We start from the raw sequence: 20,302 nt of genomic DNA on the forward strand, positions 1-20,302 counted from the left end.
CCCTCCCTCTCCCCCGAGGGGAGAGGGGTTTTTGGGTCCCTCTCCCCTGGGGGAGAGGGGTTTTTGTTATGGTTTTCGGGAGGATTCTATGGGGTTGTTCGGGTGGAAGTCCGGGCGGGAGGGCGCGCGGCCGGCTTTGTCGGGGGCGGGGAGTCTTGGCTGGGCGGGGGCGGGCGTTGTCGCGGGGGCGCGGGGGTATGAGGCGCAGGTGCGCGAGGCGTATCTGGGGAATGCGGTGGCGCAGCGGGCGGTGAAGCTGGTCGTCGAGGGCGTCGGGTCGGCGCCGCTCGACGGGTCGGATCCGGCGCTGGTCGCGCTCGTCACCGCGCGGTCGGGGGGGCAGATGCTGATCGAGACGGTGGCGGCGCAGCTGCTGCTCCACGGCAATGCCCATGTCCAGGTGCTGCGCGATGCCGATGGCGGCGCGGCCGAGCTGTACGCGCTGCGGCCCGAGCGGGTGAGCGTCGAGGCGGATGCAGGACGGTGCGGGTGATGGCGTCGGGGGTGGGCGATGCGGTGCCGGTCGAGACGCGGCTGGTGCTGGCGGGGGCGTCGGTGCTGCCGCCGTCGCCGGTCGGCTTGCGCGCGACGATCACGGCGGATGGCGGTGCGACGCTGCGCTGGACGCGGCGGAGCCGGGCGGGGTGGCGCTGGATCGATGGTGGCGACGTGCCGCTGGGCGAGGGGGGCGAAGCCTATGCGGTGAGGATCGTGACGGGCGCGGGGGTGACGCGGCTCGTCGAGACCGCGACGCCGGTCGTGACGCTGTCCGCGGCGGAACGCGTAGCGGGGGCTGTGCGCGTCGAGGTGCGCCAGCGCGGCGACTTCGGCGTGTCGCTGCCCGCGGTGCTGATGGTGTGACGAGGGGGAGAGTGGCGATGACGGACGAGACGAGCGTGCGGACGGGGTTGCGGCTGCTGCAGCCGGGGCAGGCGCAGAAGGAGATGGTGCATAACGAGGCGCTCGCGCTGATCGATCTGCTGCTCCAGCCGAGCGTGGTCACGGTCGGGCTGAACGTGCCGCCGGCCACGCCCGCGACCGGCGCGTGCTGGATCGTCGGGGCCGCGCCGACCGGGGACTGGGGGGGCCATGCGCAGGCGCTGGCGGGCTGGACGGCGGGGGGCTGGCGGTTCGCCGCGCCGCGGGCCGGCATGACGGTGTGGCGCGAGGATCTGGCGACGCTGATCCGGTACGACGGGGCGGGCTGGACAGCCGCCGATATCACCGGCGGGCGAGTCGTGATCGGTGGTAACAAGGTGGTCGGCGCGCAAGGCGCGGCAATTGCCGATCCGGTCGGCGGAACCGTGGTCGATACGTCCGCCCGGGCTACACTTTCCGCCGTTCTGGTGCTATTGAGGAGCCACGGATTGATCGCCGCCTAAACACTCCAAAAACTGTGGCGTTCCAGCAACACCCCGAACTTTTGTGCGCTTGCGTGGAAACAAGCCGAAGGATAGGGAGTTTGCGATGTCCGTGTGACACTCATGAAAGGGGATTTATATGCGGAAGCTTGCCGTCGTTCTGGCACTCGCCTCCACCGCACTCGCCACTCCTGCCCTCGCCCGCGACAAGTCGTGGTACGTTGGCATCGAAGGCGGTGCGATGATCGTTGAAGACATCGATTACGACATCGGTGCTCTGAACAATGCCGGTTCGGTCGACCATGACTATGGTTATGACGTCGACGCAGTCATGGGCTATGATTTCGGTGGCTTCCGCCTCGAAACCGAAGTCGGTTACCGCAAGGCTACTGTGGACGGCTATTCGTCGACCACGACCACGCCAGCTTTCACCGGTGCAGGCGCGCTCGTCGCCGTACCGGCTGGCAACTATGACTATGCTGGCGGTTCTTCGTCGGCACTCAGCTTCATGCTGAACGGCCTGCTGGACTTCGGTCCGGATGACGGCATCCAGGGCTTTGTCGGCGGTGGTGTCGGTGTTGCTCGCGTCAAGGCGAACTACGCCCTCAACGACAACGGTTCGTTCCTGAACGATTCGGACACCGTGTTCGCCTATCAGGGCCTCGCCGGTATCCGTGCACCGCTGACCGACCACATCGACGCGACGCTGAAGTATCGTTTCTTCAACGCCGAGAACGTCAAGCTGGTCGACAACACCAACCGCGTGTTCGACGGTCGTTACCGTTCGCACAGCATCCTTGGTGGTGTGACGTACAACTTCGGCGCCCCTGCCGAGCCGATGGCACCTCCTCCCCCGCCGCCGGCACCCGAGCCGATGGCTCCCCCGCCGCCGCCGGCGCCGGTCGAGGTCGTTTGCTCGCCTGGTCCGTTCATCGTGTTCTTCGAGTGGGACAAGTCGGACATCACGCCTGAGGCTGCGTCGATCCTCGACAACGCCGTCACGCAGTACCAGTCGTGCGGCAACGCACAGGTCATGCTGGCAGGCCACGCCGATAAGTCGGGTTCGGCGTCGTACAACGTCGGTCTCTCGCAGCGTCGTGCAGACGGCGTCCGCGCCTATCTGTCGTCGCATGCGATCCCGGATGGCGTGATCTCGACCGAAGCGTTCGGTGAGAGCCGTCCGCGCGTCGACACCGCCGATGGCGTGCGCGAAGTGCAGAACCGTCGCGTGGAAGTCACCTACGGTCCGGGTTCGGGCCAGTAAGACTTCCGCCTTCCGATCCTTCGGGGTCGGATGCGGGAAAAAGATTGGGGAGGTCGGCGCGAGCCGGCCTCCCTTTTCTTTTGTCTGGCGTTCCTGGGGCGGGCGAAGAAGGTTGGTTCGCGCGGAGGCGCGGAGGCCGCGGAGTCTCTTGGATGGGCTGCGTGGGTGCATCACGGAGATTTGGGCAGGATTTGGCATGCCGCACGGGATGCTTCGGCGCGGTCGCGCATGGGCGTGCGTCGGAAATGTTCACGCGAAGGCGCGAAGGCGCGAAGATCTTGGGGCTGCTTTCTTATGTGCCGCCGGGCGGCGGGGCGCGGCTTCGCCGATGTGGTCGGGGCGGCCGGCCGGCCGACGTGCAATCTTTGCGCCTTCGCGCCTTCGCGTGAGATCGTTGTCACGGCGCCTGGCGGCGGCGTTTACGCCTTGGGGGGATCGTCGGCCTCGAGGGCGGGGGCGAGCCAGGTGGGGATGAGCGCGTCGCCTAAGGCGTCGGTGCGGCGGTGGTCGATCATCAGGGCGAGGTCGGGATAGGTGACGCGGGTGCGGCTGCTCGGTTCGGTGAAGGGCGCGACGACGAGGCGGCGGTTGACCTTCGAACGGTGGTGCATCCGCGCGGTGTTCTCCTGGCCGACATAGCAGCCCTTGGTGAAGCTGACGCCGTTCAGCTCGCGCGCATTGCATTCGAGCCAGAGCGTCTCGCCATTGCCGAGCTCGGCGACGCCTTCGGTGACGCCGAGCGACAGCCGGTGCGCGTGCCAGGCGGGCGACGCATCGCCTGCCGCCGCGTCCGCGGGGGCGAGCCAGCGGTGGCCGAGCGCGGGAAGCCGCGGGTCGGGGCTGCCCTCAGTCCCCGTCGGCGACCAGTGGACGTGGAGCGGATCGGGCGCGATCGTGATCGCGCGGCGCAGGCGGTAGAGCGTCAGGCGCTTCGCCAGCGCCTCGGCCTGCGTGGCCTCGACATCGACCAGCACGTCGGCACCGTCCGCCCAGAGGATGAAGTCGAACAGCACCTTCCCCTGCGGCGACAGCAAAGCGGCCCAGGCGGGCGCGCCGGGCGCGAGCAACGCGGTGTCGGCGGTCACCAGCCCCTGCAGGAAGCCGCGGACGTCCTCGCCCGCGATGCGCAGCACCGCGCGGTCGGCGAGAAGGGTTGCGCTGTCGGTCTGGGTCATCTCCTTCACCTAGTGTGCGCCCGGCGATTTCCAAGGCGCGCAACCGTCTGGCGTCGCCTGCCGCGCGTCGGTAGGAGGGCGCATGACCGACAGCATCACGATCCGCCGCCCCGACGACTGGCATCTCCACCTGCGCGACGGCGCGATGCTGGACGCGGTCGCGCCGCACAGCGCGCGGCAGTTCGCGCGCGCGATCATCATGCCCAACCTCACCCCGCCGGTGACGACGATCGCCGCCGCGCGCGCCTATCGCGAGCGGATCCTCGCCGCGGTCGGCGGTGCCGATTTCACGCCGCTGATGACCTGCTATCTGACCGACGGCACCGATCCGGCCGAGATCGCGCGGGGCCATGCCGAGGGCGTGTTCACCGCGTGCAAGCTCTACCCCGCGCATGCGACGACCAATTCGGCGCACGGCGTCACCGATATCCGCGCGCTGACCGGCGTGCTCGAGACGCTGCAGCGGATCGGCATGCCGCTGCTGATCCACGGCGAGGTGACGGACAAGTCGATCGACATCTTCGACCGCGAGACGGTGTTCGTCGAGCGGACGCTCGCGCCGCTGACGCGCGACTATCCGGGGCTGAAGATCGTGCTCGAGCACATCACCACCGCCGAGGCCGCGGCGTTCGTGACCGAGGCGGACCATCCGATCGCCGCGACGATCACCCCGCAGCATCTGCTGATCAATCGCAACGCGCTGTTCGACGGCGGGCTCAGGCCGCACGCCTATTGCCTGCCCGTGCTCAAGCGCGAGACCCACCGGCTGGCGGTGCGGAAGGCCGCGGTGTCGGGATCCCCGCGCTTCTTTCTCGGCACCGACAGCGCGCCGCATGTCGTGGGGGCGAAGGAATCGGGCTGCGGCTGTGCAGGGATCTTCAACGCGCCGTTCGCGCTCGAGGCGTATCTCGGCGTATTCGATGCGGAGGGCGCGATCGACCGGTTCGAGGGGTTCGCGTCGGAGCACGGCGCGCGCTTCTACGGGCTGCCGCTGAACGAGGGCACGGTGACGCTGGTGCGCGAGAGCGTGATGGTGCCCGAACGGGTCGGGGAGGGGGATACCGCGGTCGTGCCGTTCCTGGCGGGGACTGATGCTGGGTGGCGGTTCGCGGGCTAAGGCGCGCACGCCTCTGCCTTTTCCGTCATCCTGACGAACGTCAGGATGACGGTGGGGCGTCAGTTCGCCGGATCCTCCTGTGCGAGTCGGTCGAGCCAGAGCCGCGCTTCCTTTTGCTCGCCGGGCGCGCTCGCGCTGACCGGCCCGCGTGCCGCGAAGAAGTCGCGGTGGAGCGCGAACGGGTCGAGCATCAGCCGGTCGCGCATCGCGTCGATCTCGGTCCCCATTTCACGCAGCGCGGCGATCGTCGGGGCGATTGCGGTGCGGACGCGGCGGTCGCTGCTGCGGTCGAACAGCCCGAGCGCGCCGTTCGCGGTCTTTTCGAGCGCGGCGATCAGCGTTGCGCGATAGTCGGTTTCGAGATCCTCGCGCTGGGCGTCGAGACGGGCGAGGCGGTCGGGTTTGGCCATGGCGGGGGTGGTAGGGGATTGTGGGGGTGGGCGCTACCGGGGGCTGGTGTCCCGCGGGGGTGGCGCCGTGCCGCGGGCAAAGCCCGCGTCGTCGGACGGCGCTACGCGCCGCCGGCCGGGCTTGCGCGAGTCGAGCGGGCGTTGCCGCTCGCCGCGCTGCGCCTTAAAACGGTAGCCATCTGCTCTTGTGGGTGATGTTCATGTACCCGACGTTCACGCCCGCGCGCCAGCCGACGCCGAGCCGGATCGGGATCAGCACGACGTTGCCGCGCCGCAGATAGGTCGCGGCGAATCCGCCGACGAGATAGAGCCGGCCCTCGACCGCGGGGAAGCGCTTGTAGAGTTCCTCGGTGTCGTAGAGATTGTAGACCAGCACGAACACCTTGTTCGCGTCGCCGCCGACGTCGAAGCCGACCGACGGCCCGGTCCAGTAGACCGGCTTCTCGCCCTCGACCTTGTGGTTCATCAGCCCCGAGCCGTAGCGCACGCCGAGGATGAACGCGCCCGACGCCTCGCGCCCGGCAATATAGGCATTGGGCTGGCCCTGGTCCTTCAGGATGTTCTCGAGGATCCCGCCGAGCCCGGCCGCGCCCTTGCCGAACACGCCTTCGCCCGCGGCGAGCAGGTCGTCGCGCTCATAGGTGTCGGCGGCGCTCATCGTCGCCTCCGCGCGCGTCGTCGCGCCGGGGCCAGGCGCGGGTGGGGGCGGCGCGGCGGGCTGGACCGGCTCGACCGGCGCGGGCTCGGGATAGCGCTGGTCGGGGACCTGCTGCCCCCGCGATGGGGTGGTGCTGGTCTGGGGCGCGAGATCCCCGTCGATCGCCTGGTTGGGATCGATCGTGCGGACCTGTGCGGGCGCGCTGCTCGCGATCGACGCTGCGAAGGCGCCGAGGCCAAGCCAGAAACTGCGCATGATGCTATCTTCCCCAATGCCGAGTGCGCGTGAGTTAACAAACCCCCGCCTGACCCCGCAATGAATGAAACGGCGGGAAGAGTCGAATTCGCGTCCGGTACCCGCGTAACGACGGTTGCCCCCGCCGCAGACCCTCGCTATAGCCCCGCATCTGCTGCAGCCGGAGACGTGGGTGAGTGGCTGAAACCAGCGGTTTGCTAAACCGCCGTACCGGGTTTACTGGTACCGAGGGTTCGAATCCCTCCGTCTCCGCCATTTCCCCCACCGGCAGCGTCATCGGTGGTGTGCCCCCCATCGTAGCGTGCCGACGCAGGGTGGCGGGCCAGTTCTGCGGTGGGCCAAGCGCGACTTTGACGTCCGCCCCTCTTCAATCATCGCTGCGCTTCGATATCCCACTTAACGGATCGGCGTTGAATCTCGGCTGTTGTCGTGTATGCGTGTGGCACCACTAAGAGGGTTGATCATGAAGAAGATTTTCGCTGTCGCCGTCGCTGCCGGCCTGTTCTCGCTCGCAGCTTGCAACACCAGCCCGCGCGAGCAGGCAGCCGACAACATCGAGTCGAACACCGAGGCGGTCGCTGACAACCTCGAGGACGCTGCCGACCTCACGGGCAACGAAGCAGCGGAAGAAAGCCTCGAGAACAAGGCTGACGCGGTGCGTGCGACCGGCCAGAACCAGGCTGAAGACATGCGCACCAACGACGCGGATACCAATCTGTCGAACGGTATCTGAGCCACAACGCTCAGGGGCGCGGGCCAAGCTGCCTGCGACCCCAAGCGACGTGCAGAAAAGGGCATCCGGGGCGACCCGGATGCCCTTTTTGCGTTCGGGGAGTGTGAGCCGGGCGCCGCTGGCGTCGCCTATCGCGCAGTCGGCTGGTCAGGCCGCATCAGCCCGCCTGGCGGCGCGGGCATGTTCGCGGGTGAAATCGCCGACGCCGCGATCGGTGTGGCACAGCCGGTCCCAGTGGCGGAAATACAGGCCGTAATTGCAGCCATAGAGTTCGTGATGGCGCTGATGATGGCTGGCGGTGATCAGCCAGCCGCCCAAGGGGCCGCTCCACATGAAGCGCGGGAAGATCTCCCACCCCATGTGGTTGGTCACGCCCATCATCGTCATGATCGTCAGCACGACCCCCAGCCCGTAGATGTGGATCGGCACGAAGAAGACGAGCAGCGGAATGACGATCGCGCCGCTCAGCGCCTCGATCGGGTGGAACGCCATGGCGGCCCATGCCGTCGGCGGACGGCTGGCGTGATGGAGCGCGTGCGCGAGCTTGAACGGGGCGGGGCGATGCATCCAGCGATGCGTCCAGTAGAACCAGGCATCGTGGAGGAGCAGATAGGCGAACACCGAGACCGGGAGGTACCAGAGCGGATAGGCGTGGACATCGGCATAGACCTGCGTCCAGCCGCGATGCTGCCAGCCCCAGGCGACGACGCCGGCGGGGATGCCGTAGAGCGCGGCGGAGGCGAGGCTCCAGACGATCTCGCGCCGGACCTGCGGATCGAGCCCGAGATACAGCCCCGGATGCTTGCGCGTCGTGATCCAGGCGAACGCGCCCGACACGAGCAGATAGCGGACCCCGACGATGACGGTCATCGCAATGGCGGAGAGGATGATGGCAAGCGTCATGCGGGGTCCTCTACACCGCGGCGGTCGGCGGCGCGAACCGCAAGCGCACGTCGCCGCGCGGGCAGCCCCCACCACGGCGTGCCCGGCGAGAGATGATGTTCGTGATGATAGCCGCCAAAGTGGAAGCACGTCATCAGCGACAGCGCGGGTCCGATGTCGAGGCTGTGCGCGCGGTGGGTATCCGCGAAGGGCAGGTCGCGCTCGCGGTGCGGCAGCCAGGTGCCGAAGACGAACAGCTGCGCGACCGCGCCGAGCGCGGGCAGCGCCCAGAAGATCACGATGTTGCCGAGCGGCGCGCCGAGCAGCAACGTATAGACCAGCGCCACCAATGTGATGCGGATGATCTGGCCGTGCGAATAATAGGTCTTGAAGAACTGCAGGAACCAGCGGGTCAGCCGCGGGTCGCCGCCATGGAAATCGGGATCCCCGGCGCGTCCGGTCTGCTTGTGGTGGAGATGATGCTGCGGGAGCAGGGACGCATAGGACAGGCAGGCATAGAGCGAGAGACAGGTCGCGCCGATCGCCCGGTTCAGCCTTGGATGCTCGGGAGCGAGCGCACCATGCATCGAATCATGCGCGACGATGAACAGCCCGGTGGAGAGCCAGGTCTGCACGAGGACCATCAGGACCGCGACCGGCAGCGTCGCGAGGCTCCACTGCCAGAAGAAGATGCCGGTGATGTGGATGGCGAGCCACGCGACCATGATCGCGGCCGACAGCGACACGCCGATCCGCATCTGGCGCTTCATCGCGTCTGACGGGCGGGCGGCGGTGATGCTCACCCGCGCTGGTCTGCCGGACTGGTGTTCGGGGTCCGCGCGGGACGAGCCGAACGACGCTGCGCATCGGCATTGGCGCGCAGCTGCGCCTTCAGCACCGCAGGCTTGCGCGCGAACAGGAAGCCGTGGCTGACGGTGCCGTCCTTGCCCTCGACCGCGTGATGGAGGCGATGCGCCTGGAGCAGTCGCTTGAAATAGCCCTGTTTGGGCACCCAGCGGAAGCCGCCGCGCTGATGCACGAGCATGTCATGGACGAAGGCGTAGATGCCGCCATAGACGGTGATGCCGAGCGCCGCCCACCAGAGCGGCGGGTACCAGAGCCCGACCACGAACAGCACGATCGGCACGATCGCGAAGACGATCGCATAAAGGTCGTTCTTCTCGAACCAGCCCTCATGCTCCTCGTGATGCGACTTGTGCCAGCCCCAGCCCCAGCCGTGCATCACATAGCGGTGCGTCGCCCAAGCGAAGCACTCCATGAACAGGACCATGCCGACGACGATCGCCAGTTTCTCGACCCAGGTCATGACGCGCGATCGGGCAAATCGGCGCTGACCAGAAACAGTGCATTCAACATGGCGTATATATAACCGTTCGCGGCGGACGATGCGAGGGCGCGCCGCCATAAAAGCACGCGCGGCACCGCGTCGGCAGCCGCGGGTCGGCGGTAGCATACACAGGTAAATCATACGGATGCGATCGATCGCGGCACCGCAGGGCGGGACGCTGCGTTCGACCCCGATGCCCGCTTCGAATTTCCGTGCCGACCACCGCGACACCCCGTCCTGGTTGCTGGTCGCAGCCATGATCCTCAGTTTCCTCGTCGCGCAGCAGGATGACCGCTTCACGGTCGATCCGCTGCGGGCGCTGCCGGCGATCCTGTCGCTGCTCGCGCTGGGCGGCGCGCTGGCGATCGGCCGGTACAGCGCGCGACCGCGTCTTGCCGCGGGGGCGAGGGCGTTTCTGCAGATGACGCTGTTCACGCTGTTCGGCGTGGTCCTCGCCTATGCGCTGGCCGCGAAGTCCGGCACCTTGTGGGATGCCCGGCTGGCGGCGGCGGATCGTGCGGTCGGCTTCGACTGGCCGGTCGTGCTTGCGCTGCTCGACCAGTGTCCGCCGCTGATCTGGCTGCTGGGCCTCGCCTATCACAGCCTGACGGTGCAGATGATCGTCGTCATCGTCGCGCTGAGCGGAATGGGGAAGTTCGACACGCTGCGGACGATGGTGTGCGCCGCGATCCTGTCCGGGTTCGTCACGATCCTGATCTCGGGTCTGACGCCCGCGATGGGAAACCTGTTCGACCCGGCGCGCTACGTGCATCTCTGGCCGTCGATCGCGTGGCTGGAACAGGGGCTGATCTCGGGACTGCGCGACGGATCGCTGCGCGTGCTGGATCTCACCATGCTGATGGGGATCGTCAGCTTTCCCAGCTTCCATGCGACGCTCGCCGCGATCTTCATCTGGGCCTTCGGTGCGATGCCGCGCCTTGCCGGACCGGGCCGTGGCTGGGCGATCCTGACGATCGTCGCGACGCCGGTGTTCGGCGGTCACTACGGGGTCGACGTGCTGATGGGGCTGCTGCTCGCGCCGCCCGCGATCGTCGCGGCGCAGCGCCTCACGCAGCGCAGGCAGCCCTGTCCTCAGCCAGGTCCAGGCCTGCCGGCATAACGATCGCGTCGTCGCGCAGCGCCGCCTCGACGCACGCGGCCGCGTCGGCAGCGCCCCCCGCCATCGCCATCTCCGCCGCGAGCAGGCCTGCCGCACGGCGATAGCCCGGATCGGTCAGGACATGGCGCAGCGCCGGTTCGAGCCCGCCTTTGGCGGCGTCGGCGGCGGATACGATGCGCGCCGCGCCGATCCGCTTCAGCCGTGCCGCGGTCGCCGGCTGTTCGAACGCCAGTGGCACGGTGACGATCGGCACGCCCGCCGCGAGCGCGTCGAGCACGGTGTTGAAGCCGCCGTGGAGAATGGCTGCCGAACAGTGCGGCAGGATACGCGTCTGCGACCAGAAGGCGCGGATCAGCGGGTCGCCGGGCAGCGAGGCCGCGTCGCCGTCGCTCAGGCCGCCGCCATGCGCGACCACCGCGCGCGCACCGACCGCGGCACAGGCGGCGGTCATCGCGGCAAATAGCGACCGGCGCGCACCCTGCAGCGACCCGAGCGAGCAGTATATCAGCGGTCGGCCGTCGCTTTCGGGGATATCGTCCACGGGTTCGTCGAGGCGCCACGGCGCGCCGTACCGGAAGCTCGGGGGCAGCGCGGTGCGCGGAAAGTCGAGCCCTGCCGGGCATTGCGCGATCTGCAGGCGGTCGGACCATTGCTGCTGCGGGTCGGGGTCGAGCCCCCAAAGCTGTGCATAGGTCGTCACGATGCGGGTCACCGGGCGCATCAGCAGGTCGCTGACCGCATAGCCGCCATTGTTGCGATTCCGCCCGAGCGCATCGGCCCGGTAGGCCCAGCCGAGAAAGGGCGGGGGGATCATCGGCTCGCGGAGCAGCGGCAGCCCGGTGATCGCGGTCACGAACGGCAGGCCGAGATGGCGTGCCACCAGCGCCCCCGCCGGCTCGACTGAATCCGCCACGACCGCATCGACGCCGAGCCGCGTGAGGGTGGCCGGCAGCGCCGCGAGCAGGAGCTCGGTCATCGCCGCGGTGCTGCGGATCATGCGCGGCAGCCCGACCGGCCCCGAGGGCTGGGCGAGCTTGCGATAATGTTCGGCCAGCAGGCCCTGGCGGTCCGCGGGATGGTCGAGCGGCGCAAACGCGACGTCGCCACGGGGCAGCATCGCCGCGACGTCGGCCATATGCACCAGCGTGACCCGGTGTCCCGCGGCGACGAGCGATGTGCCCAGCGCGACCAGAGGATTGATGTGCCCGGCGGTCGGCGGCGCGATGATGGCGATATGCCGCCCTGCAACAGTCAATTCAGGAGCTTTCCGACGCCGTCTGGTAGGGCCGCCACTATCAGCATGGATGCGACGCGCGATAGTCGCAATACGGTGATCGAGTATAACTTGGTAACGATCTCCCCCTGCGATCGATCTCAGCCGCGGACGAGGTGGATGTTCGGGTGGTCGCCGATGATCGTCAGGATGGTGTCGAAATAGGTTTCGCCGCGACCCTGTTCGAGCGCGTCGAGCTGGGCGGTGATGCGGGCGGCGTCGAAGGCCGTGTTCTGGAGCTTGGCGCGGAGATGGGCTCTGGTGGCGGCGATGCCGAGCGCGGCGCGGCTTGTCTCGATATCCTGCCAGACGAGGATGACCGGGGCCTTGCCCGCAAGCGCGCCGTAGCCGCCGTAGAACAGGTCGTCGAGCGCATCGAGGCTGGGGCCGAGCGACCAGTCCTCGCCCGCCATGAAGACGCGGTTGATCTCGTCGTAGAAGCTCGCAATGTCGCGGATCGCGCGGCCGGCGATCGTGAGGGTCGTGGCCCTGGGGTCGTCGATCATCCGCGTGCTGGTCCGTCTGCTAGCTGGCGCCGGCCTCGATCCGGCACTGCGACATATCGGGGACAGCGCCCGCGGCGTGCGCGAGTTCCGTGCGCGCGGCGTCGATGTCGCGGCGGAAGTCGGGGGCGGTGCGCAGCGTGGCGACGACGACCGGTTTCACTTTGCGGATCCTTCGAGGTCGCCGCATTGCTTGGCGATGCGGACGGGGTTGCAGCGCGCGACATGGCCGTCGGGGAGCGCGACGCGGTAGCCGCCGGCGAAGCGCGGGTCGGGCCAGAGATAGTCGGTCGAGACATAGTGCGCGCCGCCCGCCAGCGCGGTGTTGCGCGGCACGCCGTCATTGGCGCGCGCCTCGCGCGTGTTGGCGTCGGCGCGGGTGCGGACGAGGAAGCCCGCGCGCACGTCGCGGCGGATGCGTTCGGCGTCGCCGACCGGGTCGTTGAGCGTCAGATAGGCGGCGGCGGGCGACGCCTCGTCGGTGTTGATGAAGAACACCCGGCCTTCGAGCGAGCGGCGCGCGCCGCGATAGACCGCGACCTTGGCGGGGGGCTCGTCGAGCGCGAACAGGAATTTGCCGCGCGACGGCTCGAGCAGCGGCCAGTTGTCGGCGAGGACGGCGTCACGCAGCGTCGGATAGCGTCCCTGCACGTCGTCGGGCACGATCAGCCTGGCCGGCGCGAGCACCGAGCGAATCTCCGCATCGAGCGCGTCATAGGCGGCCGCGTCGAACGGCAGCGCGTCGATGCCGCCGCGCGCGGCGTTCTGTTCGTCCTTGGCGTTGAACATCAGCAGGATCGGGACGTGACGCGGATGACGGGCCGACCAGTCGCGGACGATTGTCAGGCATTCGGTGAGCAGGACGCAGCTCGACGCATTGTCGATGCCGGGGATGTGCAGCACCTTGAAGCCCGGCCGCTGCAGCTTCGGGTCCGACGAGCCGCGCGCATAATGCCCGCCCTGCGGATCATAGTTCACGTCGATCTCGAGCTGGCGCGCGCCCGCGTCGAGCTGGTCGACGAGGCTGCGGTGCGCATAGTCGAGCGCGTCGGCCATCGCCGGATCGGCCGCGCGCACCTTCGCCATCGTCGCGGCGGGCATCGGCTGCTTGTAGCTGTTGTGCGTGCCGATGACGGCGATGTCGTTGATCCGCAGCGGTTCGGCCTTTTTCGCGGTCGCGGTGCCGGCGAACAGGGCGAGGGGGAGAACCGCCGCGGTCGCCCGCAGCATCGTCGAGATACGCATGATTGTCCTGCCCTGTTGGCGCCCGGCCGGCGTCGTTCGCGGGCTATGGCCGCGCCAGATGACGCGCAGAGGACCGTTCTGTTACGCGACCGTCTTAATTGGGCGCGCGGCGGCCCGCGCGATGGGGCCGCAGATTGTGTATCGCGGTCTCTAAGCCATTAACTAATTGGACAATATCGGGTGATACTCGCTGTCCCCTCAGTGGGGGACAGCGTGTTTAGACCTTGGATATGGATGTGCGGCGTGGCCGCGCTGGGCAGCGCGACGCCGCTGTCCGCGGAACTGAACGTGCCGATCGCGGCGCGCGTCGTGTCGTTCCTTCAGCCCGGTCCGGCGGGGACGGTCGCCGCGGCGATCGTGTTCGAGCCGGGCAATGCGGCATCGGAGGCCGAGGCGGCGGCGATCGAGCGGGCGATCGGATCGGGGCTGGCCGCCGGACGCAGCGCGATCCGCGCGCGCCGCGTGCCGGTCGGCGCGATCGGGTCGCTGGCCGGATTCCGCCTCGCCTTCGTCACGACGGGGTTGCGCGCGGAGCATGCCGGCATCGCCGCCGCGGCCGCCAGATCGTCGGTCCTGACGATCTCGTCGGATCCCGCCTGCGTGCAGACCGCGCGGTGCGTGGTCGGCATCACTTCGGGTCCCAAGACCCAGATCACCGTCAATCGCGCCGCGGCGCGTGCTGCCAATATCAGATTCGGGTCGGCATTCCTGATGCTGATCAAGGAAATTTAACGATGACCGTTTCGACTTTCGCCACCGGATTGCGCGCCATGCTGACGGCCGGTGCAGTGCTGTGCCCGGCCGTCGCAGGTGCGCAGGCCGTCGATTACCAGGCGTTGCAGGAGACGATCGGCGAGCCGGTGACGACCAGCGTCACGGGCAAGCCGCAGCGCGCGTCCGAACTGCCCGCCTCCGCGATCATCATCACCCGCGAGGATATCGCGCGGTCGCCCGCCCGCGACGTACCCGGGTTGCTGAAGACGCATGCCGGCATCGACGTGAACAGCTGGACCGCGGGGCAGAGCGACGTGTCGGTGCGCGGCGGCGTGCAGACCTATAATGCGCGGCTGCTCGTGCTGGTCGACGGACGCCAGGTCTATCTCGATCACTATGGCATGACCGACTGGAATCTGCTGGGCGTCCAGCTCGAGGAGATCCAGCAGATCGAGCTGGTGCGCGGGCCGGCAAACGCGCTGTTCGGGTTCAACGCCGCCAGCGGTGTCGTCAACATCATCACCCGGCGCGTCGGCCAGACGCCGACCGTCACCGCGACCGCCGAGCTCGGCAATCACGACATCAGCCGGCTCGCGGGGTCGGTGACGCTGCCCGTCACCCCGGCGATCGGCATCCGCCTGGCCGGGGTCCGCGCGCGCGAGGACGAGCGTCGCATCCCGGCGACGCTGCTGCGCCCGCCGATGGTCAGCGACGTCGCGAGCGACCAGGTGTCGGGCGACATCACCGGTTCGTTCGACGGACTGGAGACGGTGCTGGGCGGCGGCCATTCGACCAATCGGCAGGCCGAGTATCTGCCGAGCCAGCTGCTGTCGAACCAGCGCTATCGCAGCGACAACGTCCATGCCTCGGCCACGCGCGACACGGGCTGGGGCGGCGTGACGCTGGGCGGCTATGTCAACTGGCTCGATGTGCAATATGGCGTCGGCGCGACGGCGGATGCGACCGAGCCGCTCGGGTTCAAGAACCGGATCATCGTGACCCAGGCGTCGACGCTGGTCCGGCTGGGCAAGAGCGATACGCTGCGGCTCGGCGGCGAATATCGCAACAACCGGCTGCGCTCGGCCTATCAGTTCGCCGAGCGGATCTCGTATGATGTCGGATCGGCCAATGCGATGCTCGACCTGCATCCGGACGAGGCGATCTCGATCACCGCGGCGGCGCGGATCGACCGGCTCTGGCTGCACCAGGCGGGCGCGATCGCGCAGCCGAGCTATGACGTGGCGAGCGATTTCGACCGTGCCTTCACCCGGTTCAGCTTCAACGTCGCGCTGCTCGTCCAGACCGATGCGCGCGGCCAGCTGCGGATCAATGGCGGTCGCGGCTACCAGCTGCCGTCGCTGGTGAATTACGGGATCCGCCTGCCGATCATCACCCCGGCGCCGGTGCCGATATTCGTAGCAGGGTCGCCGCGGATCGATCCGGTCGGCGTATGGAGCGGCGAGGTCGGCTATGCGCGGACGATCGGCGGCACGCAGATCGAGGCGAACGCGTTCGTGACGAAGACGGACAATGCGATCGCGTCGCCGGGCGACGGCCTGCAGACCGAGCTGTTCCTGACCCCGCTGCCCTCGCTCGTCGCGCGGTTCACGGCGATCGGCGACTATACCACCTATGGCACCGAGGTGTCGGCGTCGGGGGCGGTCGGTGCGCTCACATGGCGCGCCAATTATACCTGGACGCACACCGACGAGCAGCTGGCGTCGCTGACGTTGCCGATCCCCTATGCGCTGTCGCCCAAGTCGACGACGCCGGTCCACAAGGCGAATCTGGCGCTCGGCTATGACATCGGGCGATTGTCGCTGTCGGGGGTCGCGCGGTACACGTCGTCGACGCGGCAATTCGCCTTCTCGTCGACGCCGCAGCTGCTGCTCTACCGGGTCGACGACGCGGTGGCGCTCGATGCGCGGGCGGGGCTGCGGTTGACCTCCGCGCTCGAACTCTATGTCGCGGGCGAGAATCTGGCGCTGGCGGACGGCGCCGCGGTATCGCCGATCCCGGCGGATCGTCGCGTGCGCGCAGGGGTGCGAGTTGCGCTTTAACGCGTTCTTCCGGCTGTCGGACCGGCTCGACCGCAGGCTGGCGCTCGCCGACCGGCCGATCGCGGTCAAGGTCGCGGCGACGCCGGTCATCATGCTGGTGCTGTTCGTGGTGATGGCGCTGGCCAGCACCGCGGCGCTGCTGATCACCGGGCGCAGCGTCGACGACATCGTCAACCGCGACATGCGCGATATCAAGCAGCTCAACGCGATCACGCAGCGGTTCGATATCGCCAACGCGAACGTCTATCACCTGCTGGTGACGAAGGCGGCGACGCCGACGATCGCGGTCGACGGGCAGGTGGCGGCGATCCACCGCGACCTGGCCCGGGTCCGTACGGCGCTGGTCGGCTACCGGCGCAGCCACGCCGGGCAGCGCGCCCAGCTGGGCCCGGTGCTCGCCGATCTCGACCGATATACCGCGACCGTGGACGTGCTGACGTCGATGCTCGAGGTCGACTTTGCCAGCACCGCGGCGATGGTCGACCCGTTTCGCGCCAATGCGCAGCAGATCGATATGCGGATCCGGCGCGTGACCGCCGCGGGGATCGGCCGCGCCGGGCAGGCGGCATCGGGGGCGCTGCTGGTCACGCACGTCACGATCGCGATCCTGCTGCTCGTCCTGCTCGTCGGCACGGGCGGGAGCCTGGTGATGGCCTATGTGATCGGGCGATCGATCATCGGCTCGATCACCGACATTGCGGCGGCGACGGATGCGGTGATGCACGAGGCCGCGATCGATCTGTCGACGCTCAAGCGGCATGACGAGCTGGGGCTGGTCGTCACCGCGCTGACGACGTTCCAGACGCAGCGCGAGGATGCGAAACGCCTCGCGGATCAGGCCGAGCTGCTGCGCCGCCATGCCGAGGAGGAAAAGGCGCGCCAGGCCAGCGCGATCGCCGAGGTCGAGGCGCAGGCGCGGCGCGAGCGCGAGGCCACGCTGGCCGCGCTGGCCGAGGCGTTCGAACGCCAGGTCGGCGGCATCATCCGCGAGGCGCAGGAGGCGATGGCGCTGCTCGAGGCGAATGCGATCAGCCTGCACGAGACGATCGAGGGCAATCGCCGGCTGGCCCAGGAGCTCGACGCGATCGCGCAGCTGTTCGCAACCGAGATGCTCGAGGCGGGCAAGGAGACGCATCTGCTGGCGCACACCTTCGAGGAGATCGACCGGGAGGTGGCGGGGACCAGCCTGGCCGCAAGGTCGATCAGCGACCATGCGCGCAGTGCGAACGACACCGTCGCGCTGTCGCAGGAACAGGCCAGCAGCATCGAGCAGATCGTCGACGTGATCAGCGCGATCACCAAGCAGACCAACCTGCTCGCGCTCAACGCGACGATCGAGGCGGCGCGCGCGGGTCCTGCGGGCGCGGGCTTTTCGGTGGTGGCGGCCGAGATCAAGTCGCTGGCGACGCGGACGGGCGCGAGCGCGGGCGACGTGCGCTCGAAGATCGAGGCGGTCCAGGACCAGATCCGGTCGGTCGTGGCGAGTACGGGCAGTCTGGGGGCGCTGATTAACGGCATGGACGACGGTGCGGGCCGGGTGGCGGCGATGTCGCGTGCGCAGGCGCAGGCGATCGAACAGCTCAACGGGCGGATCGAGGCGGTCGAGGACCGCAGCCAGATGCTCACCGAGGCGAGCCAGCAGATCGCATCGTCGGTCGATCGCAATCTCGCCTCGGTCGACGAGGTCCAGCGGACCGGCGCGATGCTCAAGCGAACGCTGCAGTCACTGGCCGACGACGCGCATGCCTTTACCAGCCATTTCCTTGGCGATGACGCAGGCCCCGAGCGGCAGCAACGGCAGGTCGCGTGATCTTGCCGGACTGACGCGCCGCGAGACCCGGTCCGCGCTCAGCCGTGCTGGCGGCGTTGCGCGTGAAGTTCGGCCCTGGTGAGCAGCGCGTGGAGATCGTCGCGGGCGATGTCGAAGCTTTCGTGCATGTCCTCGAGTGCGGAGTCGATGTCGTCGGGGTGAAATCCTGCCGCGCGCCGGTCGGCCGCGATTGCCGCGGGGGGCAGCGTAGCGTGATGCGGATAGGGGCGCCGCGTCACGCGGTAGAAGAGGACGGCGACCAGCACGAGCACGACCGAATTGAGCGCGACGGGGACGAGCGCGAAGGCGTAGCCCGCCGCATGGATGCCGGGTCCGCCGATCACCGCGGTCAGCGCCGCGGCGCCACCGGGCGGGTGCAGGCAGCGGAGCAGCGACATCGCCAGGATCGCAGCCCCGACCGCCACGCCCGCGGCCAGCCTGGCGTCGGGGATGAGCTGAAACGCGGCGACGCCGATTGCCGCCGATACCGTGTTGCCGCCGATCACCGGCCAGGGCTGTGCCAGCGGGCTGGACCGCACCGCAAAGACGAGCACCGCCGACGCCCCCAGCGGCGCGACGATCTGGGGAACGTCGCCGACGGGCAGCAGCGCGACGCAGACGAGCATCGTCAGCGCGATGCCGATACAGGCGCCGACGCCCCCGAGCAGACGGTCGGCGGGAAAGGCCTTCGCCCAGAAGGCTTTGGCGTGGGGCAGGGGCATGAGCGATCGTCCGTGTGGCTGAGCGTGCCGCCCCTACGCTGCGCCCGTGCATTTCGCTATGTCGCGCGTCACCGGGATCGCTAGAGGACGGTGAAGATGGATGATGGCGAGGCATGATGCTGGGGGATGTGACCAGGCGGCGTATCGGCCGGGAGGCGGAGCCGCTGGTGATCATCGACGGCTTTGCCGAGGATCCGGACGGATTGCGCAAGGCCGCCGCGGACGCGGCGTTCGGATCCGCGGGCGAGCATTATCCCGGTCTGCGCGCGGCGCTGCCCGAGCGCTATCTGGCCGACCAGCTTCCGCGGATCGCCCGCGCGCTGGGCCGCGATTTCGGGCCGTGCCGCCGCATCCATGTCGTCGACGCGCAATTCTCGATCGTCACGGTGACGCCCGACGCGCTCGAGATCCGGCAAAGGCTGCCGCATGTCGATGCCTATGCGCGCGACCGGATCGCGCTGATCCATTATCTGTCGCCGACGAACCGCGACGGGACCGCCTTCTTCCGTCATCGCGCCACCGGGTTCGAGACGGTCGACGAGACGCGCGCGCCCGACTTTTTCGAACGGCTCGGCCGTGAGGTCGCGACGATGCCGCCGCACGGCTATATCGCCGACGATACCGCGTTGTTCGAGCGGACCGCGCTGGTCGACGCCGAATACAACCGGGCGCTGCTGTACCGCAGCTATGTGCTGCACAGCGGCGCGATCGCGCGCGACGCGGTGTTGTCGGCGGATCCGGCGGCGGGGCGATTGACCATCACCGCGTTCCTCGCGATCGAATGAGGCTATGGCCGGCCCGCCCAGCGGATCGCGTTGACGAGCACGCGTCGATAGGTCGGGTCGTCATAGGCTTCTGGTAAATGGCCGAGCGCCGAATAGACCACGCGGCCCCTGGTGCGCGGGTTGGTCCAGATGACGGGGTGCGTGCCCATTGCGAGCTTCGCGCCCGGACGGTAGCTCGCCTCGTCGAGCGTCGCGAGCACGGTCATGCCGCGGGCGGCCGGATTGGCATTGAACGAATACCATTCGTCGACCGCGGTCCAGGGCAGGCGCACCCCCGCCATGACCGGATGGTCGGGGCGGTCGACGACGAGCCGCGCGCGCTGGAACTGATCCTCGCCGCCCGGATGGCCGATGAACTTGGTGCCGATCACCGTGTCGCTGTACCAGGCGTCGGTGTGGCTGTCGTCGCCCGCGGCATGCAGCGCCACAACGCCACCGCCGCGCGCGACGAAGCGGGCGAAGGCCGCGCGCTGGTCTGGCGTCAGGAATCCACCGCTGGCGCTGTTGAGCACGACGACGGAAAAGTGGCGCAGCTGTGCGTCGTTGAAGACCGCCGCATTCTCGGTCGCGTAGCTCGTGCGACCCAGGCCCTGCACGATGTCGGCGAGCACGCGGTTCGAATGCGGGATATGTTCGATATGCCGCCAGCCATTGGTCTTCGACACGATCAGCACCGCGCGTTGCAGGCCCTTGGGCAGCACGGGGGCGACGGTGTCGGTCGTGGCCTTCGGCAAATGCGGATCGGGCGCGGCCTGCGCCGTGGTGAGCAGGGCGGCCAGCGCCAATATCTTGAGCATCGTGCAATCTCCCGCCCGGTCCTAGCGCGCGGGACCATCGGAGTTCAACTGGTAGCGATAACGCGCTATG

At 68.7% G+C, this 20,302-nt stretch carries 23 protein-coding genes and 1 tRNA gene; 12 read left to right on the forward strand and 12 right to left on the reverse strand.

What is annotated here, in order from left to right:
* The first annotated feature begins 88 nt into the window (after positions 1 to 88).
* The 4 genes from ASE89_RS02815 to ASE89_RS02830 all read left to right on the forward strand — a co-directional run bounded on the left by ASE89_RS02815 (position 89) and on the right by ASE89_RS02830 (position 2,625).
* Positions 89 to 493, forward strand: coding sequence for a hypothetical protein (locus ASE89_RS02815; protein WP_156363241.1), 405 nt, complete (start codon positions 89 to 91; stop codon positions 491 to 493).
* Positions 493 to 861, forward strand: coding sequence for a hypothetical protein (locus tag ASE89_RS02820; protein WP_056673808.1), 369 nt, complete (start codon positions 493 to 495; stop codon positions 859 to 861). Before ASE89_RS02815 ends, ASE89_RS02820 begins: the two co-directional genes overlap by 1 nt.
* Before the next feature lie 17 nt (positions 862 to 878).
* Positions 879 to 1,382 (forward strand): DUF2793 domain-containing protein, encoded by a 504-nt coding sequence (locus tag ASE89_RS02825; RefSeq protein WP_056673810.1) that lies wholly within the window; start codon positions 879 to 881, stop codon positions 1,380 to 1,382.
* Positions 1,383 to 1,500: 118 nt separating this feature from the next.
* Positions 1,501 to 2,625 carry an OmpA family protein gene (locus ASE89_RS02830; RefSeq protein WP_056673813.1) on the forward strand — a complete coding sequence of 375 codons (1,125 nt, stop codon included), beginning with the start codon at positions 1,501 to 1,503 and terminating at the stop codon, positions 2,623 to 2,625.
* Between the two features lie 419 nt (positions 2,626 to 3,044).
* On the opposite strand, the gene ygfZ is transcribed toward ASE89_RS02830, so the two are convergent.
* Complete coding sequence (gene ygfZ / locus ASE89_RS02835; RefSeq protein WP_056675218.1) at positions 3,045 to 3,800, reverse strand: CAF17-like 4Fe-4S cluster assembly/insertion protein YgfZ; 756 nt, start codon at positions 3,798 to 3,800, stop codon at positions 3,045 to 3,047.
* Positions 3,801 to 3,882: 82 nt separating this feature from the next.
* Here ygfZ and pyrC point away from each other — a divergent pair, with 82 nt between their 5' ends.
* Positions 3,883 to 4,917 (forward strand): dihydroorotase, encoded by a 1,035-nt coding sequence (gene pyrC, locus ASE89_RS02840; RefSeq protein WP_056673816.1) that lies wholly within the window; start codon positions 3,883 to 3,885, stop codon positions 4,915 to 4,917.
* 59 nt (positions 4,918 to 4,976) lie between these two features.
* Here the strand turns inward: pyrC and ASE89_RS02845 are convergent, their stop codons facing one another.
* Together ASE89_RS02845 and ASE89_RS02850 are read right to left on the reverse strand one after the other, a co-directional pair.
* Positions 4,977 to 5,327 carry a hypothetical protein gene (locus ASE89_RS02845; RefSeq protein ID WP_056673819.1) on the reverse strand — a complete coding sequence of 117 codons (351 nt, stop codon included), beginning with the start codon at positions 5,325 to 5,327 and terminating at the stop codon, positions 4,977 to 4,979.
* Between the two features lie 163 nt (positions 5,328 to 5,490).
* Positions 5,491 to 6,240: a DUF1134 domain-containing protein gene (locus tag ASE89_RS02850; protein WP_056407073.1), complete on the reverse strand. Its 750-nt coding sequence runs from the start codon at positions 6,238 to 6,240 to the stop codon at positions 5,491 to 5,493.
* A 162-nt stretch (positions 6,241 to 6,402) separates the two neighbouring features.
* On the opposite strand from ASE89_RS02850, the gene ASE89_RS02855 reads away from it, so the two are divergent.
* Together ASE89_RS02855 and ASE89_RS02860 are read left to right on the forward strand one after the other, a co-directional pair.
* Positions 6,403 to 6,495, forward strand: a tRNA-Ser gene (locus ASE89_RS02855).
* Positions 6,496 to 6,703: 208 nt separating this feature from the next.
* Positions 6,704 to 6,973, forward strand: a complete 270-nt coding sequence (locus tag ASE89_RS02860; RefSeq protein ID WP_031393429.1) for a hypothetical protein — start codon at positions 6,704 to 6,706, stop codon at positions 6,971 to 6,973.
* A gap of 147 nt (positions 6,974 to 7,120) precedes the next feature.
* Here the strand turns inward: ASE89_RS02860 and ASE89_RS02865 are convergent, their stop codons facing one another.
* From ASE89_RS02865 to ASE89_RS02875, 3 genes are read right to left on the reverse strand one after another with little or no spacing between them, the layout of a single operon-like run.
* A complete protein-coding gene (locus ASE89_RS02865) occupies positions 7,121 to 7,876 on the reverse strand; it encodes a sterol desaturase family protein (protein WP_056673822.1) in 756 nt (251 codons plus the stop codon).
* On the reverse strand, positions 7,873 to 8,658 hold the full coding sequence (locus ASE89_RS02870) for a fatty acid desaturase (RefSeq protein ID WP_236701595.1): 786 nt from the start codon (positions 8,656 to 8,658) through the stop codon (positions 7,873 to 7,875). The genes ASE89_RS02865 and ASE89_RS02870 overlap by 4 nt, the downstream gene beginning before the upstream one ends.
* On the reverse strand, positions 8,655 to 9,182 hold the full coding sequence (locus ASE89_RS02875; RefSeq protein ID WP_056673824.1) for a sterol desaturase family protein: 528 nt from the start codon (positions 9,180 to 9,182) through the stop codon (positions 8,655 to 8,657). Before ASE89_RS02875 ends, ASE89_RS02870 begins: the two co-directional genes overlap by 4 nt.
* A gap of 166 nt (positions 9,183 to 9,348) precedes the next feature.
* Between ASE89_RS02875 and ASE89_RS02880 the strand changes: the two genes are divergently transcribed.
* Positions 9,349 to 10,323 carry a phosphatase PAP2 family protein gene (locus ASE89_RS02880; protein WP_056673827.1) on the forward strand — a complete coding sequence of 325 codons (975 nt, stop codon included), beginning with the start codon at positions 9,349 to 9,351 and terminating at the stop codon, positions 10,321 to 10,323.
* On the opposite strand, the gene ASE89_RS02885 is transcribed toward ASE89_RS02880, so the two are convergent.
* From ASE89_RS02885 to ASE89_RS02895, 4 genes are all read right to left on the reverse strand, one after another.
* Positions 10,271 to 11,578, reverse strand: coding sequence for a glycosyltransferase (locus tag ASE89_RS02885; RefSeq protein ID WP_156363243.1), 1,308 nt, complete (start codon positions 11,576 to 11,578; stop codon positions 10,271 to 10,273). The two genes, ASE89_RS02880 and ASE89_RS02885, sit on opposite strands and share 53 nt — an antisense overlap.
* Before the next feature lie 119 nt (positions 11,579 to 11,697).
* Positions 11,698 to 12,102, reverse strand: a complete 405-nt coding sequence (locus ASE89_RS02890; protein ID WP_056673831.1) for a barstar family protein — start codon at positions 12,100 to 12,102, stop codon at positions 11,698 to 11,700.
* A gap of 19 nt (positions 12,103 to 12,121) precedes the next feature.
* Complete coding sequence (locus ASE89_RS20135) at positions 12,122 to 12,262, reverse strand: hypothetical protein (RefSeq protein WP_156363244.1); 141 nt, start codon at positions 12,260 to 12,262, stop codon at positions 12,122 to 12,124.
* On the reverse strand, positions 12,259 to 13,344 hold the full coding sequence (locus ASE89_RS02895; protein ID WP_236701596.1) for a Ca2+-dependent phosphoinositide-specific phospholipase C: 1,086 nt from the start codon (positions 13,342 to 13,344) through the stop codon (positions 12,259 to 12,261). The genes ASE89_RS20135 and ASE89_RS02895 overlap by 4 nt, the downstream gene beginning before the upstream one ends.
* A gap of 243 nt (positions 13,345 to 13,587) precedes the next feature.
* On the opposite strand from ASE89_RS02895, the gene ASE89_RS02900 reads away from it, so the two are divergent.
* Genes ASE89_RS02900 through ASE89_RS02910 form a run of 3 tightly spaced genes read left to right on the forward strand, consistent with a single transcriptional unit; the run spans position 13,588 to position 17,928 of the window.
* Entirely contained in the window at positions 13,588 to 14,076 is a 489-nt protein-coding gene (locus ASE89_RS02900) for a YfiR/HmsC family protein (protein WP_168427538.1), read from the forward strand.
* 2 nt (positions 14,077 to 14,078) lie between these two features.
* Positions 14,079 to 16,118 carry a TonB-dependent receptor plug domain-containing protein gene (locus ASE89_RS02905; RefSeq protein WP_056673837.1) on the forward strand — a complete coding sequence of 680 codons (2,040 nt, stop codon included), beginning with the start codon at positions 14,079 to 14,081 and terminating at the stop codon, positions 16,116 to 16,118.
* Positions 16,108 to 17,928 carry a methyl-accepting chemotaxis protein gene (locus ASE89_RS02910; protein WP_056673840.1) on the forward strand — a complete coding sequence of 607 codons (1,821 nt, stop codon included), beginning with the start codon at positions 16,108 to 16,110 and terminating at the stop codon, positions 17,926 to 17,928. Before ASE89_RS02905 ends, ASE89_RS02910 begins: the two co-directional genes overlap by 11 nt.
* A 38-nt stretch (positions 17,929 to 17,966) precedes the next feature.
* Here ASE89_RS02910 and ASE89_RS02915 read toward each other — a convergent pair whose 3' ends face one another.
* Entirely contained in the window at positions 17,967 to 18,650 is a 684-nt protein-coding gene (locus ASE89_RS02915; protein ID WP_056673843.1) for an HPP family protein, read from the reverse strand.
* Between the two features lie 113 nt (positions 18,651 to 18,763).
* On the opposite strand from ASE89_RS02915, the gene ASE89_RS02920 reads away from it, so the two are divergent.
* Positions 18,764 to 19,435, forward strand: coding sequence for a DUF6445 family protein (locus ASE89_RS02920; protein ID WP_056673846.1), 672 nt, complete (start codon positions 18,764 to 18,766; stop codon positions 19,433 to 19,435).
* Positions 19,436 to 19,437: 2 nt separating this feature from the next.
* Here the strand turns inward: ASE89_RS02920 and ASE89_RS02925 are convergent, their stop codons facing one another.
* A complete protein-coding gene (locus ASE89_RS02925) occupies positions 19,438 to 20,232 on the reverse strand; it encodes a ThuA domain-containing protein (protein ID WP_056673849.1) in 795 nt (264 codons plus the stop codon).
* Positions 20,233 to 20,302 lie beyond the last annotated feature (70 nt).

The sequence above is a fragment of the Sphingomonas sp. Leaf30 genome (assembly GCF_001422525.1).
GTDB classification, from domain to species: Bacteria; Pseudomonadota; Alphaproteobacteria; order Sphingomonadales; family Sphingomonadaceae; genus Sphingomonas; species Sphingomonas aerolata.

Excerpts from the sequence above, each read along its gene's own strand:
- ASE89_RS02815 (WP_156363241.1), top strand. The coding sequence starts at position 89 with ATGGGGTTGTTCGGGTGGAAGTCCGGGCGGGAGGGCGCGCGGCCGGCT.
- ASE89_RS02820 (WP_056673808.1), top strand. The coding sequence starts at position 493 with ATGGCGTCGGGGGTGGGCGATGCGGTGCCGGTCGAGACGCGGCTGGTG.
- ASE89_RS02825 (WP_056673810.1), top strand. The coding sequence starts at position 879 with ATGACGGACGAGACGAGCGTGCGGACGGGGTTGCGGCTGCTGCAGCCG.
- ASE89_RS02830 (WP_056673813.1), top strand. The coding sequence starts at position 1,501 with ATGCGGAAGCTTGCCGTCGTTCTGGCACTCGCCTCCACCGCACTCGCC.
- ygfZ (WP_056675218.1), bottom strand. The coding sequence starts at position 3,800 with ATGACCCAGACCGACAGCGCAACCCTTCTCGCCGACCGCGCGGTGCTG.
- pyrC (WP_056673816.1), top strand. The coding sequence starts at position 3,883 with ATGACCGACAGCATCACGATCCGCCGCCCCGACGACTGGCATCTCCAC.
- ASE89_RS02845 (WP_056673819.1), bottom strand. The coding sequence starts at position 5,327 with ATGGCCAAACCCGACCGCCTCGCCCGTCTCGACGCCCAGCGCGAGGAT.
- ASE89_RS02850 (WP_056407073.1), bottom strand. The coding sequence starts at position 6,240 with ATGCGCAGTTTCTGGCTTGGCCTCGGCGCCTTCGCAGCGTCGATCGCG.
- ASE89_RS02860 (WP_031393429.1), top strand. The coding sequence starts at position 6,704 with ATGAAGAAGATTTTCGCTGTCGCCGTCGCTGCCGGCCTGTTCTCGCTC.
- ASE89_RS02865 (WP_056673822.1), bottom strand. The coding sequence starts at position 7,876 with ATGACGCTTGCCATCATCCTCTCCGCCATTGCGATGACCGTCATCGTC.
- ASE89_RS02875 (WP_056673824.1), bottom strand. The coding sequence starts at position 9,182 with ATGACCTGGGTCGAGAAACTGGCGATCGTCGTCGGCATGGTCCTGTTC.
- ASE89_RS02880 (WP_056673827.1), top strand. The coding sequence starts at position 9,349 with ATGCGATCGATCGCGGCACCGCAGGGCGGGACGCTGCGTTCGACCCCG.
- ASE89_RS02890 (WP_056673831.1), bottom strand. The coding sequence starts at position 12,102 with ATGATCGACGACCCCAGGGCCACGACCCTCACGATCGCCGGCCGCGCG.
- ASE89_RS02895 (WP_236701596.1), bottom strand. The coding sequence starts at position 13,344 with ATGCGTATCTCGACGATGCTGCGGGCGACCGCGGCGGTTCTCCCCCTC.
- ASE89_RS02905 (WP_056673837.1), top strand. The coding sequence starts at position 14,079 with ATGACCGTTTCGACTTTCGCCACCGGATTGCGCGCCATGCTGACGGCC.
- ASE89_RS02915 (WP_056673843.1), bottom strand. The coding sequence starts at position 18,650 with ATGCCCCTGCCCCACGCCAAAGCCTTCTGGGCGAAGGCCTTTCCCGCC.
- ASE89_RS02920 (WP_056673846.1), top strand. The coding sequence starts at position 18,764 with ATGATGCTGGGGGATGTGACCAGGCGGCGTATCGGCCGGGAGGCGGAG.
- ASE89_RS02925 (WP_056673849.1), bottom strand. The coding sequence starts at position 20,232 with ATGCTCAAGATATTGGCGCTGGCCGCCCTGCTCACCACGGCGCAGGCC.